The sequence below is a fragment of the Marinomonas sp. SBI8L genome (genome assembly GCF_001624705.1).
Classification (GTDB): Bacteria; Pseudomonadota; Gammaproteobacteria; order Pseudomonadales; family Marinomonadaceae; genus Marinomonas.
This window is the reverse complement of the sequence record NZ_JSEO01000020.1, coordinates 1-16,289: the sequence shown is the minus strand read 5'-3', so window position 1 is coordinate 16,289 and position 16,289 is coordinate 1. Positions and strand designations below refer to the sequence as shown.

The following is a 16,289-nucleotide window of genomic DNA, read 5'->3' as shown; positions in this document are numbered from 1 at the left end:
TGCTTCAGCGTGTGGATAAAAGCCTCTAGATTAAGTGTCTTAAAAATAAGACACTTAATCTTCTAAGAGGTTAACCTGCAATGTAAATACACTTGGCTCAATCTGAACCTTGTTTTACAATCCATTTTTCCCTGACTTATTTCTTAGGTTAGGAAATAACTGCTTACTAGAATCTTTCTATTCGTTTCAAATCATAGGGACATTATGAATACGTCGGTGAATAAAGGCATAGTGCCTGCTCTGTCTGCCTATATTTTATGGGGGATAACGCCTATTTACTTCAAGTGGATGGCAGATGAAAATCCACTGGATATTGTGGCGAATAGGGTTATTTGGTCTGTTGCTCTGTTAGCGATCGTGATTACATTTATGGGTAAGTGGGGCAACGTAAAAAGCGCACTTGCTTCAAGTAAAACCGTTAAAACCTTGTTAGCCACTACCTTTTTAATCGGGGTGAATTGGTCTGTTTTTATCTATGCTATCGCAACAGATAGAATGATAGATGCAAGCTTAGGCTATTATATTAATCCGCTTATTAGTGTCATATTGGCTTATTTCTTTTTGAGTGAGCGCCTGAATAGAGTTCAACTTATCGCTTTAGGATTGGCTGTGATAGGGGTAGGTATACAGGTTGTCGCTTTAGGTTATTTACCTTGGATTTCGATACTCTTAGCTTTGTCATTTGGTTTTTATGGCCTTTGCCATAAGAAAACACCGACAGACAGTTTTACCTCTTTATTTGTTGAAACCAGTCTTCTCATGCCAATTGCCTTTATCATTATGGGCTACTTGTACAATGCTGGTGGTAATGTCGCAGAGCGAGAGTTAACAACTTGGATGCTATTTATGCTTGCTGGCCCTGTGACAACACTGCCTTTATTGCTATTTTCGCTTGCCTCTAAAACAGTCAAGTTATCGACCTTAGGTTTTATGCAATACATTGGACCAACCATGATTCTAGGGTTGGCTATCTTTGTTTATGGGGAAGAGCTAGAGCCAGCTAAGGCGCTGACCTTTACCTTTATTTGGATCGGCCTACTGCTTTATGGGTTTGATTCAGTAAGACGAGATTCAAAACGCCATAAACCCGCCAATCATTAACTTAGGCCTTAATAGTTTAGGCCTCTATCTGGACCTGCTTTCTTAATAGCAGGTCCAATAAACCATAGCTGATAGCAGCAACGAGAATACCAATAATAGGTGCAACCCATTCGCTTAAGTAAGCGGCACCAGACCCCATCGAATAAGCTATAACCCCTGCATAATTTATCTTTGAGAAGGTGACATCTTCAAAACTAAGCGTATCGTGACGTCGCTTAAGCCAGAAGTCGGTGATAATAATAGCGCCGATAGGTGGAATGAAGGTGCCTAATAGAATCAAAAAGGGAATGAGGAATTCATACATACCAAATACAGCGAGTAGTGTACCTATGCTTGCTCCGGCTAGAATGACTCGGCTTCTTTGCTTAGTTCGCAATAAATGGCAGCCTGCAGCGGCAAAGTTATAAATAGTATTGTCTTGAGTTGTCCAAATATTGCTAAATAACATCAAGACAGCAATCAGCATAAACCCTTGGCTAACAAGCACATCAACCATATCTGCTTGTTGGTAAACTAAACTACCAAAGGCTCCAATAAACACCATCAAGCCATTGCCTATAAAGAATGCCAATAGGGTACTTGTAATCGCAATTTTTCCAGATTTTGAGAAGCGACTCCAATTGGTGGCTTGCGTTGCACCACTAACAAAGGTGCCAAATACCAGGGTGATCGCGGCTGAATAGCTTAAGCTCTGTTCGGGCGTTTGACTGATTAGTGCCTCTATTCCACCTATATCAATTGCCCCTTGAAAGAGGCTTAAACCAATGAAAAAGAGCATGGCAGGGACAGATATCTTAGATAAAATTTCTAAGCCTCGATATCCAATGAGAGCAGTGAGACAAAAGGCGAATCCAAAGAAAAGCATTAATGGCAGAGTAAGGCTTTGAGATAAATTAAGTAATTCAACAAGCACAATGGCAATGGTAGCTGTGCCCCAGGCGTACCAACCTATTTGAGTAAAACCAAGTATGAGGTCGACAAGCTTACTACCTTGGTTACCAAAGCAATAACGACTAAGAAGAACAGTATTAAGACCAGTACGATAGGCAATATAACCTAGGCTTGCAGCGTAACTACCCAGTAATAAGTTACCAATAACAATGAGACCAATAAGCTCATAAAAACTAAAGGATGAGCCTAATTTCCCCCCAGCCCACATAGTTGCAGTAAAAAAGGTGAAACCTAACAATACGCTTGTCATTGAGACAAAGCCCTTGCGTTGATCTAAAGGCACAGGGCTTAAGGGGAAGTCATTATTTGAGAGCATGTCACTATCCATATTGTGTTTAAACTAGATTCGTACAAAGCGAAAAAGGTTGCAAGCAATATGCAGAAATCCCCTTTTTAGGTTAAGGCGTTAGCGGGCTTTTAAAGTAGGGGGCTTTTAAAAGAAGAGACTATTTAAAATAGCGGTCTTGTTTAAAACTATTCCTCATCCATTCTTAAGTGCCAAATAAGCTCGCAAGCACATAGAAAAGCCGCATAAAAAGGGCCAAGCCAAAAAGTGAATAAGAGTAGCGGTGAAATATTCTGTAATACTGATGGATTTCAAATAGGTTTATAAAGATGGGTTTCCTATAAAACTGAGCCTGCCTTTAATTGAGTTGTTTTAATATAAGTTGTTGTTATAGTTAGACTAACTGTTAGATTAATAAGACTGAAATTGATTGAAATGTGGAGAAAACTGAGTAAGATTATTTTTCCATTATGTACGCAAGGTGTGGTTTTTTGATCTGATAGCTTTAGCACTAACGGAGGAAACATTCCGTGATATGACCTACATTGTCAATTTTAAAATTATTTAGAATCAATAAGTTATGGAAGGGCGCGAAAATAACCCTGCCTGGCATGCATAAATAAGAGTCGAAATAACGCGAATGCGCGTTTAGCCAGGAAGGTTTTCCTTATATAAGTGACCTTTCCTTTTAAAATCTTATCTAAAAAAGAGTAATGTGGCGTTTTGAGTGCGGTGGTCAAATCGAGCGTGCGCATTATTAAAATGTTATATTTTTAATTGAGTTCAGAGGTACTTGATGGCAAAAGCTAAGTTGTCTCGAGATCAGAAAAGAAAGAAGAAGCTTGAAAAGAGACGTAAAAAAACTGATGTGGCAGTTAAATTGCTATCAGGAGTGAGGAGTCTTTCTAGGCGCCAATTTGATGCTTTTTGTTTTTCACGTCATCCTATGGCGAGAAGTACAGCAGATGAAAAACAGTGGTTTATTGCATACGATAAAAAAATTCTAGCGACTGTTTTTAGAGATGCAATCGATAATGATTATGGCTTTGTCATTATGGGGCGCGATACTAGAAAAATATTTAGGGCGCTAGAAGTCAGCAAAACATTTAAACCTAGTGAACTAGGTGCTCGAAATGAACTAATCAAAGCTATTAAAAAATACAAAAATGATGGTCAATCCTTTTACCCTCAAGGAGATGAAATTAAATTAACCAATGAACTTTTTAAGCCTTTAGTTGAGCGAGAAAAGTTGAACCCCATCTATGTAGCTTTAGCTGAAGAACCTAGGATGGAAGCAGCTCGAAATTTGATAAAGGAAATTGTGTATACTTTTGATGACCCTGATGGTCATTATATAAAAGAATTTCAAACTCATGGCTTTGACGCTCGCCTTTGGGAGTTGTATCTATATATCTATTTCCACGATAAATTCACTCAAATTAAAGGGAATGCTGCACCTGACTTCCACATTACTAATAGGGTGCATGAATATTTAGTTGAAGCTGTGACAGTGAATCCGAGTGAAAATCAAGCGCGTCCAGATGAAGAGGCGCCGGAAGATCCCGAAAAGTTACGAGAACTTCTCAACAGCTATATGCCAATTAAATTTGGTAGCCCTTTATATTCTAAGCTCAAGAAGAGATATTGGGAAAAACCTCATGTTCAAGACAAGCCATTAGTATTCGCAATACATGACTTTCATAGTACAGGCTCTATGACTTGGTCTAGAACTGCCTTAATGGAATACTTATATGGTTTTAGGACATCGACTGTAGATGGAAAGCCACAAATTACCCGTATAGAGACTCATGAATGGAAAGGTAAATCAATTCCTTCTGGCTTTTTCAATCAGCCTGATTCTGAGAATGTTAGTGCTATCTTATTTAGCAATGCAGCAACTATTACAAAGTTTAATCGTATGGGTAAGCTCGCTGGTATGGGTGGGGAAGATATTAAAATCTTGAGGGCTGGCACTCGTTTTAATCCTGATCCAGAAGCTTTTGCTGGCATACCTTTCCATGAAGATGTAGATTCGCCTGAGTATACGGAATCATGGTCAGAGAGTTTGGTAATGTACCATAACCCAAATGCCTTGCATCCTGTTGACCCTAATGACTTTCCAGACATTTCACACATATTTTCGTGCGATGAAAATGGGAATCAAGGTTTCTTTCAACCATACGATGTGTTGAATTCAACTTCATTCGTTTTTTCTACAAAGGAACCGATTCCTGAGTTAGCAAAAATATAACAAACGCTTTAACCAAAGGACGTAAAATAGCAGGCTCGTGTCACTAACGGGACAGGCATGCCAATTTGATCTTTTTTGAACAATGAGAAGTTTGATCTTTTGCTTTCAAAGTTAGTTGTTCAAGGGTATTAATAGGGCAGTCATAATAATTTCTCAAAAGGTCGAATAGCTTTATCGGGACAGGTATGTCAATTTATGGGACAGTTACCTTGATTTGGAGGCCCGTAGGCGTTAGAAATCATTGACATATACCTCAATTTCTTTAGACTGGTTGAAAATTTTATTTAATACATACTACACAAGGTATGTTCGGGCGCCAAAGGAGTGGCGGATATCTGTCAGAATGGGGGCAGCCGTGACTCTTAAAGATCACCTTTCTTTTTCTATCGTCATCGTTTTTCTATTTAGCCTAATCAGTCTTATTTTTGCTTTATCATTAAGCTGGGCGGGCAAACCTAATGTGTTATATTTTTTGCTTTCTTCATTTATGCTGTCTGTTCTTGGTTCTATTCTTTGTACCAATAAAAAGCTCTCAATATCAGAGGCTATAAAACTAGTAACTGTGCTACGTGGAAAATAAGGTTATAACGTGTACTAATAGGACAGGCATGCCAATTTGAAGGTTTAACTCCTTCATATGAAGAATTCTCATTCGGCGTTAATGTCCTTAAGTGTTTTTTAATATGCCTGTCTTGTTCAAAAGGGCAGGAGAGATAGAGAGCATTGTCATTGCCATAGTGGCTTCCGTTTTGAGGAAAATCGAAAACTAATGAGCAATTTGCAAATGCAGCCCTAAATAACTTGGCTAATGTTGCTTGAGTGGGATAGAGTCTTTTTATTAACTAAAAGGAGTTTATTATGTTCCCCATTGCTGTTTGGATGAGTTTTACATTAGCCTGTTTATTGCTGGTTATTACCCCAGGGCCAGATAATTTATTAGCCATTGGACGTGGTTTAAGCCAAGGTAAAGTGGCTGCTGCGCTATCTGGATTTTCTTCTGGTACCGGTATTTTATTCCATGTCTTAGCGGCTACCTTTGGTTTAACCCTCTTGATACAAACCTCTGAAGTTGCTTTTTACGCGGTTAAAATTATTGGTGCGGCTTACTTAATATTTTTAGGCATTAAGGTGCTGAGATCCCGAAATCTCTTTAGCTTAGAGCCGGTTAAAAGGAGCATTAATAGGACAGGCATACCAATTTGACCTTCTTCTAATCACAATCTAGCTTTATTAAATTCACTCAAGGATGAGGAATCTAAAATGCCAAAACCACGAAAGTCCCTAATTAGCCTACAAGATACGCCTTACTACCATTGTGTTTTACGTTGTGTCAGACGTACTTTTCTGTGCGGAGTAGATGAATCTACTGGGAGAAGTTATGAGCACAGGCGAGCTTGGATCGAAGATAAAATGCTAGCCTTAGCTAAGGTTTTTGCTATCGATATATGCGCCTACGCCGTCATGAGCAATCATACTCATTTGGTACTTCACATTGATGCTGATAAAGCGAGAAGTTGGTCAATCAGAGAAGTGCTTGAGCGCTGGCATAGTTTGCATAAAGGCACTCAATTCACTCAAAAGTATTTAGAAAACAGAAGATTAGAAGAGTTTGAGTTAGCTTTAGTTTACGAAAGGTGTGAGAAGTACCGAAAGAGACTGATGAGCATCAGTTGGTTCATGAAAGAGCTCAACGAGCCAATCGCTCGGATGGCGAATAATGAGGATAAGTGTACCGGCCATTTCTGGGAGGGCCGCTTTAAATCTCAAGCCTTGCTAGACGAAGCTGCACTGGTTTCCTGTATGGCGTATGTCGATCTAAATCCGGTTAGAGCTAAGATGGAAAAAACACCAGAAACCTCGAAGCATACAAGCATCAAAACTCGTATTGAAGTGGCTAAAGCACATCAAGTTCAGCCCAAAACTTTGTTTCCCTTTATCGGCTATGAGAGAGAAGATCAGCCAGAGGGGTTGCCTTTTAAGCTTGAGGATTATCTTGAATTGATTGATCTAACAGGCAGGGTGATTAAGGAAGACAAACGAGGTTCATTGGATATTTCGCTAGCACCAATCTTGCAGCGAATAAACATAACGTCTGAGCAATGGCTGGAGATAAGCACAGGCTTTGAAAAGCACTTTAAATCTGCGGTTGGTTCAGAGCTACTTCTTGCTAAGTATTGTGAGCATACCGAATTACAGCGACGATCGGGTTTAGCCGCTTGTAGGCGCTTGCTCACTTAAGTTTTAGTATCAGTACTTTAAAATCTTCTATATCGCTAACGCGAGAGATACTTTTGCCTTCAATTTTAAAATCTGCAATTAATGCTCTGAAATTAGCCGCTAAATTAAGGGTATCTCTTTCTTCTCTGTAATAAAGCGCCAAAAAGACCAAGCGAATGTAATTAAAGAGGTGGGCAGTATTTCATCCCTTTTAAAATGCCTGTCTCGTTTAAAAAGAGAGGAGAGATAGGGAGTGTTGTCATTGCAATAGTCGCTTTTGTTTTGAGAAGTATCGAAAAGTAATGAGCAGTCTGCAAATTCGACCTTAAATAACTTGGCTAATGTTGCTTGAGTGGGATAGAGTCTTTTTATTAACTAAAAGGAGTTTATTATGTTCCCCATTGCTGTTTGGATGAGTTTTACATTAGCCTGTTTATTGCTGGTTATTACCCCAGGGCCAGATAATTTATTAGCCATTGGACGTGGTTTAAGCCAAGGTAAAGTGGCTGCTGCGCTATCTGGATTTTCTTCTGGTACAGGTATTTTATTCCATGTTTTAGCGGCCACCTTTGGTTTAACCCTATTGATACAAACCTCTGAAGTTGCTTTTTATGCCGTTAAAATCATTGGTGCGGCTTACTTAATATTCTTAGGTATTAAGGTACTGAGATCCCGAAACCTCTTTAGCTTAGAGCCGGTTAAAAAACAGTCATTAACCAATATCTTTTCGACAGGGTTTTTGTCCGCTGCGCTTAACCCAAAACCGGGTATGTTTGTCCTCGCCTTTATTCCTCAATTTGTAGATCCTAAGCTTGGCTCAGTGAGCCAACAAATGCTGGTATATGGCGTTTGGTTTGCTTTGTTAACTGCCGTTGGTTTTGCGCTAATGGGGATTTTTGCCTCTAAACTTTCTAGCTTTTTAGCGTCGAGACCAAGGCTCGTTTCTGGTATGAATATCAGTGCTGGCTTGACCTTTATTAGCTCAGGTTTAGCCATAGCATTTATGAAACAAAAATAGTGAGAGAGATGAAAACCAAGCTGTACCTTATTCCTGGCACCATGTGTACAGAGCAATTATGGCAATTTTTATTGCCTTCATTATCTGATGAGTTTGAACTTTGTTATCTCACAATACCCAACAAGATGAGCTTAGATGACATTTCAGATCATCTTGTTGCTCAGTTTGAAGAGGATAGGGTTAACCTTTTAGGTTTTTCCTTAGGTGGCTATATTGCCAGTTTAGTAGCGAGTCGCTTCCCCGAAAGGCTAAATAAACTCATGGTGCTCGCTAACAGCCCTTGCGCTCTCAATGCTGATGAACTTAGCTTGCGTAAACAGACAGTCTCCATACTCAAACGCTTTGGCTATAAAGGTATGTCAAGAGTGAAAGCAGAAGCCTTATTGGCAGAGAAGTCTGCTTTGCATATCGATCTTATTTTGGAGATGGATAAAACATTGGGGGCAGATACATTGTTGAGTCAGCTTGAAAATACTTCTTCGCGTGATGATCTTATGCAGCCTTTATTGGCATTAGATTGTGATGTTCGTTTTATTTATAGCCAAAAAGATAACTTAATTAATCTTGCTTGGATGCAGGAACTTAAGGCCTTGGCGGGTCACAAGATGTCGCAAAAAATGGTGGCAGGTAGTAGTCATATGTTGCCGCTTGAAGAGCCTATCATGATAAGTCGTGAGATAAATGCATTCTTTAACTAAAAAAGCAGGCCTTAAGTGAAAGGCCTGCTTATCTCTAATTTTAATGACTAACGTTTAACGTATTAGAAATTAAAGTTTGGTAGTGCATTTTCAACTACAGCATCAGAAATGATTTTGTGTGTTTGCGTTGTAGGATGGGTTACACCCCAGAATAAGTAAGTATCAGAACCATAGGTATCGCAATCAGATCTAAGGTCATGAGACTTTAAGTAATCAGAAGACGAGCTCTGATTAATATCTAGGCAAGAATCACTGGTGTTACGTAAGCCATAGTCACCTGGTGACGCAACAATGTCTTCAAATAAGCTGAAAGTATCGTAAAGTACGAAGTTAAGGCCTTGTGCTTGATACTCAGCTACTTTGCCTTCTACAAAGGCATTGTATTCAACTATTTTCGCTTTTACTTCATCGGCTTTGCTTGGATCAGCATATTTGAATTGAGGCGCAATAGAGGCATCAACAAGTGCCAATACCAGCATATTTTCAATACCATTAGCGATGAGATTATCAACTGCTTCGGTAAAGTCTGCGCTAACTTCAGCGACACTTCTGTCATAGTTAACAAAGTCGTTCAAGCCTATCTCTAACGTAACAAGAGTGTCTTTAGTGTCGTAATTTTTCGCTAACTGCATGTATTCAACATAGGACTCTACTTGGCTAGTTAAACCCGATAGCACTACGTATTGATCGGAGCCCGCTGCACCGCCAACCGCCCAGTTATAGTTAGGCAAACCTTTTGCTAATGATAAATACTCATTCCAAACCAAGCCATTTGAGAAGTGGCCTAGGAACCAAGTTTTATCATTTGGGAATATCCATTGAGAAGCGTTATAGATGTTGCCAGCATCTGAGATACTGTCGCCAAATGTCACCACTTTATTGATTTTACTTACGTTGTCATCATTACTGGCAACATCATTTGTCCAGATAGTGTGGTTATAAGATAAACGCGTATCTGCCGCGTAAAAAGTGATATCTGCGCCATCGTAATCGGCATTAAGAGTGGCTTCACAACGCTCACGGATAGTGGCGTTTTCAACATCCGTATAAAACATGTTTTTCCAAGAGGTACTTGAATACCAGTAACCTTTTATCGAGTAGTAACTACCATCATCTTTTAATGCCCACTCCCAGCTTGTTCTTGCATCATTGTGATCGCCAGAAGGGCGATACCAACACCTAACATAGGTTTTTGTCTCGTCTGCTTGTAGATTAGCTATTTGCTTACTTGATAAGTCTGCAGCGGCATTCGCTGTTGCACCATAGAAAGGCAAAATTAGAAAAGGTAATAAGCCGAATTTTTTTATTGTTTGATTCATTCGTTAACTCCATAAAAAGTGTAAAACCTCTATGACTGAAAAATTTGATGTTTGTGATCAAATATTAAACAGAAATATTACAAATTTTTATATCAACAAATTTTATAAATTACCAATAGGAATATCTCCGGGCTCAAATTCTTTTTATTAAAGGCTCATTTAATAAAACTGAGAGCTGTTAACATCTCTAGAATATTTTGTAATATGAAATTTAAAAGGAGGGGAAAAGCGAGGTAAGTTTAGAATAACGCAAGAAATCGCACGCTAAAAGCACTCAATAAAGTGTGCCATAGCTTAACAATATACTCATTAAGCTATGGCCTGATTAGCTTATCTTTGCTTTAGGTAAGCTAACATTGTATCTGCATCAGAGACTTCAAATGGATCTGCTGGTGCATCATCCTGATAGCCTTCTTCAGAGAACATTTTGGTGATTGAGCCATCTTCAACATACATAGCATAACGCCAGCTACGCATACCAAAGCCAAGGTTATCCTTCTTAACTAGCATGCCCATTTGTCTTGTGAAGTCGCCATTACCGTCAGGTAATAGGAATACATTTTGAGCATTCTGGCTTTTGCCCCATTGGAACATGACGAAAGCATCGTTGACAGAAAGACAAACAACAGCGTCTACACCTTGTGCTGTAAATTCATCGTACAACTCTTCAAAACGAGGAAGGTGAGAGGTAGAGCATGTCGGTGTGAATGCGCCAGGTAGAGAGAAAACAACAACATTCTTACCTTTAAAAACATCATCAGTGGTGAGGTCTTTCCATTCAAATGGGTTAGGACCACCTAATGCTTCATTTCTTACGCGAGTCTTGAACGTGACCTGAGGGACTGTGCTTCTCATGTGTTAATCCTTGTTTAAGATACAATTTAGACATTTAAGTAGAGCTTTAAGTCTCTAATGGATTAGCGCCTGGTGCAAGTGAATTGCGCTTAAATTCCAACAAGCTGAAGCTTATTGTTAGCTATTTTGCCTTTTTTTAACCTGTTGAATTAAAAAGTGATTGGTTAAGGTGAAACTTCAACTAGGCAGGAGTGGATTTATGAGTTATCAAGCATCAAGGAGTATGGCGCTAAATTTATGGGGGAAATTAGGTAGCAACCCTATTGGGCGAACCTTATTTTCAAAAGCTGTCTGTTTTAAAGCACCTTATTTTGCATCGATACATCCTTACTTCTATCGTTTAGAACCAGGCTTGGTCGAAGTACATGTTAAAAAGCGTCGCAGCGTGACTAATCACATTAATACTGTTCATGCGATTGCTATGTGTAATGCTGCTGAGTTGGCGGCTGGTACTTGTTTAGATGTTTCACTAGATGCTAGATATCGTTGGATTCCTGTCGGTATGGAAGTGAAATATCAGAAAATGGCAAAAACTAACTTAAGAGCAGTCTGTGAAATAGCAAATTATCAAAACTTGCAGGAAGGGGATCATGTCTTACCTGTCAGTGTGCTGGATACTCAAGGCGTGGAAGTGTTCAATGCGCAGATTAAGATGAAGGTGAGTGCTAGAAAATAGCATAAGATAAGCTCACAAAATGGTATAAACAGCAGGCAAGTTGCCTGCTGTTTAAAACTAAATTACTTCGCTTTATGTGTCTCGATCGCTTCTTGCATAGCAGACATGGCGGTTGCTTCTAACCAGTCTAGATCAATGTTTTGATGGGCTTCACAAATGAACCAAGGTTCACGAGAATCAGGTTCAAGCATGATGCCTTTTTTAATCAGGTTAAAAGCAAACTCAGTGTAAAGCTCTGAGTCTGTTTGCTTCCAATCACGGTAGTTTTGAGGAACAAAAGTACCAAAGTGAATGCCAAACATAGCATCAGGACCAGCGAATTTGTGCTCTATTCCAAAGTGACTGAATACTTTACCAAGGCGTTCTTGGATTGCACGGCCGTTCGCATCAACAGTGGCAAGTGCGTCGGTATCACGTAATAGTGTTAACGTTGCTTTAGCCGCGCTTAAAGCGATCATGTTAGCCGTATAAGTACCACCATGGGTCACGCCATTTTTACCAAAGTTGATCTTATCCATGATGTCTTTTTTACCGCCAAAAGCAGCAACAGGGTAACCATTGCCCATGGCTTTTGCGTAGGTGGTTAAGTCTGCATAAATACCATAAAGCTCTTGAACGCCACCTTTAGCAACGCGGAAACCTGTCTTCACTTCATCCATGATAAGCAATGATTCATTCTTGTCAGAAATATCACGCAAAGCCTGAATATAATCTTGAGTTGCTGCAATACTGCCGCAGTTACCCATAATAGGCTCGATAACAATCGCAGCGATGTCATGACCAACTCGCTCAAAAACTTCTTTTAATGCCTCTAGATCATTTAAAGGAACGGTTTCAAGATGTTCTTTGCTGCTTTCTGGAATACCAATACCAAAAGCGGCCACTTCAGGTGCTGCTTGAGTGTTCGCATCCCAATTATCAACATCTGATTTCCACATCATTTCATCGTACAAGCCATGAAAACCACCTTCGACAACCACAATTTTATTGCGACCTGTAAAACCACGCGCTGTTCGTACTGCACCTAATACCGCTTCTGTGCCTGAGTTAGCAAAACGAAGTTTTTCAATTTGAGGGCAAAGATCTTTGATTAAGGTTGCAACTTCAGAATCTAGTTCGGTAGAAAAACCAGAAATAGTGCCCACTTGAGTGATCGCTTTAATCACTTCCTCATCAACACGTGAATCACGGTAACCTAGAATAATAGGGCCATAAGCAAGACGAAAGTCGATAAACTCTTGATCATCACAATCTGTGATGGTCGCGCCTTTAGTACTTTTTACAAAAACAGTTTTATCTTCGCCCCAATAACGGTAGCTATCGGCAACGCCCATAGGCATATGTGTATGGGCTGTTTTAAGTAGTTTTGCAGATTGAGGTTTAGCTTGATCAGTCATGGGGCTCTTGCATATATAAAGGAGATGATGTGGCTGGTTATACACCAGATTTTGCGAGCGCATCATACCTGTTTCACCTAGGGTTTTCCACTTGGTGAAACAGAAAATGGCTGACTAATTCATGTTAAAAGGCAGGCTTAAAAAGCTGTGTGTAAAAAATGCTTGAGAATTGGATCTTAAAAAGAAAATATCTTGTGATAAGGCAGAATAATCAGGTTAGCAATAACCAAAATGAAAACAATGGCATAGGTTATTTGCATGCCAATGGCGCGACCACGGCATAAGCCTTTCAAGGTGCTTTTTGCATGCATGATACGAGCGAGAAATAGACCTATCGCTAGGGTGTGAAGAAACCAGCTCGGCGCCTGATTTATTTCAAGGTTAGCCAATAATAAGAGTGCTAAAGGGATATTTTCTAAGGCATTAAAGTGGCTAGCTCTGGCCCAGATAAGTGGCTTGTAGCCGCCGTCACCATAAGGCACACGGTAAATACGTCTTTGCTTAACAACGTTAAAGGATAAGGCCAAAATCAAGAGGCTAAATAAACAAAGATAAAAACCTATTATCATAATAAACTCTTATTCGTTAAGTGAGGGTGCTGTTACTTTTTGTTTAGTTTAAAACCTTATACATCTGCGTACTGCTCTTTAATCACGACTTGTTCGGCCTTTTTTCGGGCTTCCCATTTTCGGATTTCTAGCTCAGGCTTGTCATAAAATTTATCAACATAGCCTAAGCACAGATAGGCAATTAGCTCTCTATCTTCAGGTGCATTTAAAATAGACTTAACCTCATCAGGGTTAACTATGCTGACCCAGCCCATGCCAATATTGAGAGATCTGGCCATTAACCACATATTTTGAATCGCACATACCACGCTAAAGCGACCCATATCCGGCATACTTGTTTGGCCAAGAACGGGAGCATTATTGGGCTTATAAAAAACCGCCAAGTTTAAAGGTGATTCTTGTATCCCTTCTAATTTTAACGATTGATAAAGTGCTTGCTTGTCGTTATCAAGACTTTTGGAGAGGGTTTCTTTTGCCTTTTCATTTTCACGTTGAAAGCTTTGACTAATTTGTTGCTTGATTTCATCTTTGTGGATTAGAACAAATTCCCATGGTTGGGAGAAACCGACAGAGGGTGCATGCAAGGCGGCATCTAGAATCTGTTTAAGATCGTCTTTTTTTATCGCGTTTTTAAGAAAACGGTTACCACGAACATCGCGCCTGTGTTGGATGATTTGACTTAAAATATCGCTAGCAGTTTGGTCAAATTGTTTGTTGGAATCAAAGGTATTATTCATTGGTTATATAAGCTCTAACAGGCTATCAGTCAGTCGATTTATTTCAATAATAAACGGCTTAACTGAGTTCCACCAATAATCCCTCATTTGGTTTAATAAAATTTTAACCCTAGATACTAGACTAGATTGTTCTCTTTTTTAACCATTCTTTACAGAAGCTGCGGTGAATTTTATTCACTGCTGACAATTCAGGCTTAAATTCGAAAGATCTAAACTAAGTTGTGAGATTTACAGGGCTTTTTCTAATGCTTGGCGTTTTATCATAGTCGGGTTTTAGCTAAAAGGTGCGAGGGTAATTTAAAAACATTGGCATGCTGTGACTAATTCTTAAGCGAGTGCTGATGTCTGGATTCATTTGTGCGATAATGCCGCCAAATTTTATTTGATACTGGCTAGTGCTGTTTTTTTATAAGTGAATAGCTGCCTATAGACAGTATCGATCAACACTTTAATTGATAATTTAATCGGAAGACGACCTTGCTAACTACTGCAAATCTAACTATTCAGTTTGGTGCTAAACCACTTTTTGAAAATGTATCTGTTAAATTCGGCGAAGGCAATCGCTATGGTTTAATTGGTGCTAACGGTTGTGGTAAATCCACCCTAATGAAAATTCTTGGGGGCGATTTAGAGCCAACATCAGGTAATGTTTCAAAAGACCCTAATGAGCGTCTTGGTAAATTGAAACAGGACCAATTTGCTTATGAAGAATACAGTGTTATCGACACAGTAATCATGGGTCATGAAGAGCTTTGGGCCGTTAAGTCTGAGAAAGATGCTATCTATGCTAACCCTAACATGACTGAGGCGGACGGCCTTCGTGCGGGTGACCTTGAAGCTGAATTCATGGAAATGGATGGTTACTCTGCAGAAGCACGTGCAGGCGAGCTTTTAATTGGTGTAGGTATTCCGGTTGAACAACATTATGGTCCAATGACCGAAGTGGCACCTGGTTGGAAGCTACGTGTATTGCTAGCGCAGGCGCTATTTTCTGAACCAGAAATTCTGTTACTTGATGAGCCTACCAACAACTTGGACATTCATACTATCGAATGGCTAGGTGGTGTGCTTAATGAGCGTAACTGCACAATGATCATTATTTCCCACGACCGTCACTTCTTAAACAGTGTATGTACACACATGGCTGACTTGGATTATGGTGAATTACGCCTATTCCCGGGTAACTATGATGAATACATGACAGCAGCGACTCAATCTCGTGAGCGTCTATTGTCTGATAACGCGAAGAAGAAAGCGCAAATTAATGAACTTAAAGCTTTCGTTAGCCGTTTCTCTGCCAATGCATCTAAATCTAAGCAAGCGACGTCTCGTGCTAAGCAAATCGATAAGATTCAACTTGATGAAGTTAAACCTTCTTCTCGTCAGAACCCATTTATCCGTTTTGAACAAGAGAAAAAACTTCACCGTAATGCCTTAATGGTTGAAGGTTTAGGAAAAACCTACGAGGAAGAGATCTTTAAAAATCTAGACCTTATGGTTGAAGTGGGTGAGCGTATTGCCATCATTGGGCCAAACGGTATTGGTAAATCAACACTGCTGAAATGTTTGGTAGGTGATACTGAGCTTAATGCTGGTACCGTTAAATGGTCTGAAAACTCTCAGATCGGTTATTACGCTCAGGACCATGCAGCAGACTTCGAAGAAGATAAAACGCTGATTGATTGGATGTGGCAATGGGGCCAAGAAGGTGATGACGAGCAAGTTATGCGTGGCACCTTAGGTCGTTTGTTGTTCTCTCAAAAAGAGATCGAGAAATCCGTTAAGGTTATTTCTGGTGGTGAGCAAGGCCGTATGTTGTTCGGTAAGATCATGCTTCAACGTCCAAACATTCTATTAATGGATGAGCCGACTAACCACTTGGACATGGAATCTATCGAGTCATTGAACTTGGCTTTAGAAAACTATGCAGGCACCTTGTTGTTCGTCTCTCATGACCGTGAATTCGTTTCCTCTTTGGCAACGCGTATCATTGAAATCACACCAACAGGCATTGTTGATTTCCACGGTACTTATGATGAGTACCTTGAGAAACAAGCTGTATAAATTCTAAAAACATTCGTTTTTGGTTGACTAGTCCTGATATAGGTTGACACTTATTTCAGTTAAAACGCTCGATGTACCTCATCGGGCGTTTTGTATTTTAGGCTTAAATGCGGCCTACTTTCATTATAAAGTGTGATTGATTCTTTCACC

Annotated in this window: 14 protein-coding genes; 8 read left to right on the top strand and 6 right to left on the bottom strand. The window is 39.7% G+C overall.

Going from position 1 to position 16,289, the window contains the following annotated elements; all coding sequences use genetic code 11:
• The first annotated feature begins 204 nt into the window (after positions 1 to 204).
• Entirely contained in the window at positions 205 to 1,101 is an 897-nt protein-coding gene (rarD, locus tag OA91_RS22230; protein WP_046017758.1) for an EamA family transporter RarD, read from the top strand.
• A 16-nt stretch (positions 1,102 to 1,117) separates the two neighbouring features.
• Here the strand turns inward: rarD and codB are convergent, their stop codons facing one another.
• Positions 1,118 to 2,368: a cytosine permease gene (codB, locus tag OA91_RS22225; protein WP_231870440.1), complete on the bottom strand. Its 1,251-nt coding sequence runs from the start codon at positions 2,366 to 2,368 to the stop codon at positions 1,118 to 1,120.
• A gap of 766 nt (positions 2,369 to 3,134) precedes the next feature.
• Here codB and OA91_RS22220 point away from each other — a divergent pair.
• The 5 genes from OA91_RS22220 to OA91_RS22195 all read left to right on the top strand — a co-directional run bounded on the left by OA91_RS22220 (position 3,135) and on the right by OA91_RS22195 (position 8,522).
• Positions 3,135 to 4,589: a hypothetical protein gene (locus OA91_RS22220; protein WP_063339880.1), complete on the top strand. Its 1,455-nt coding sequence runs from the start codon at positions 3,135 to 3,137 to the stop codon at positions 4,587 to 4,589.
• An 858-nt stretch (positions 4,590 to 5,447) separates the two neighbouring features.
• Entirely contained in the window at positions 5,448 to 5,792 is a 345-nt protein-coding gene (locus OA91_RS22210) for a LysE family translocator (RefSeq protein WP_231870439.1), read from the top strand.
• A 57-nt stretch (positions 5,793 to 5,849) separates the two neighbouring features.
• Positions 5,850 to 6,827 carry a transposase gene (locus OA91_RS22205; RefSeq protein WP_063339878.1) on the top strand — a complete coding sequence of 326 codons (978 nt, stop codon included), beginning with the start codon at positions 5,850 to 5,852 and terminating at the stop codon, positions 6,825 to 6,827.
• Between the two features lie 370 nt (positions 6,828 to 7,197).
• Positions 7,198 to 7,824 (top strand): LysE family translocator, encoded by a 627-nt coding sequence (locus OA91_RS22200; protein ID WP_046018916.1) that lies wholly within the window; start codon positions 7,198 to 7,200, stop codon positions 7,822 to 7,824.
• Between the two features lie 8 nt (positions 7,825 to 7,832).
• Positions 7,833 to 8,522: an alpha/beta fold hydrolase gene (locus tag OA91_RS22195; protein ID WP_063339877.1), complete on the top strand. Its 690-nt coding sequence runs from the start codon at positions 7,833 to 7,835 to the stop codon at positions 8,520 to 8,522.
• A gap of 62 nt (positions 8,523 to 8,584) precedes the next feature.
• On the opposite strand, the gene OA91_RS22190 is transcribed toward OA91_RS22195, so the two are convergent.
• Positions 8,585 to 9,841, bottom strand: a complete 1,257-nt coding sequence (locus OA91_RS22190; protein WP_063339876.1) for an SGNH/GDSL hydrolase family protein — start codon at positions 9,839 to 9,841, stop codon at positions 8,585 to 8,587.
• Between the two features lie 330 nt (positions 9,842 to 10,171).
• Positions 10,172 to 10,696 carry a peroxiredoxin gene (locus OA91_RS22185; protein WP_046018919.1) on the bottom strand — a complete coding sequence of 175 codons (525 nt, stop codon included), beginning with the start codon at positions 10,694 to 10,696 and terminating at the stop codon, positions 10,172 to 10,174.
• A gap of 199 nt (positions 10,697 to 10,895) precedes the next feature.
• Between OA91_RS22185 and OA91_RS22180 the strand changes: the two genes are divergently transcribed.
• Entirely contained in the window at positions 10,896 to 11,372 is a 477-nt protein-coding gene (locus OA91_RS22180) for a hotdog fold domain-containing protein (RefSeq protein WP_082828076.1), read from the top strand.
• 62 nt (positions 11,373 to 11,434) lie between these two features.
• On the opposite strand, the gene OA91_RS22175 is transcribed toward OA91_RS22180, so the two are convergent.
• The 3 genes from OA91_RS22175 to bluB form a co-directional block, all read right to left on the bottom strand.
• Positions 11,435 to 12,769, bottom strand: a complete 1,335-nt coding sequence (locus OA91_RS22175) for an aspartate aminotransferase family protein (RefSeq protein WP_063339875.1) — start codon at positions 12,767 to 12,769, stop codon at positions 11,435 to 11,437.
• A 176-nt stretch (positions 12,770 to 12,945) separates the two neighbouring features.
• Positions 12,946 to 13,338, bottom strand: a complete 393-nt coding sequence (locus tag OA91_RS22170) for an MAPEG family protein (RefSeq protein WP_063339874.1) — start codon at positions 13,336 to 13,338, stop codon at positions 12,946 to 12,948.
• Between the two features lie 56 nt (positions 13,339 to 13,394).
• Entirely contained in the window at positions 13,395 to 14,075 is a 681-nt protein-coding gene (gene bluB / locus OA91_RS22165; RefSeq protein WP_063339873.1) for a 5,6-dimethylbenzimidazole synthase, read from the bottom strand.
• Positions 14,076 to 14,552: 477 nt separating this feature from the next.
• On the opposite strand from bluB, the gene OA91_RS22160 reads away from it, so the two are divergent.
• Positions 14,553 to 16,139 carry an ABC-F family ATPase gene (locus OA91_RS22160; RefSeq protein ID WP_046018923.1) on the top strand — a complete coding sequence of 529 codons (1,587 nt, stop codon included), beginning with the start codon at positions 14,553 to 14,555 and terminating at the stop codon, positions 16,137 to 16,139.
• Positions 16,140 to 16,289: the final 150 nt, after the last annotated feature.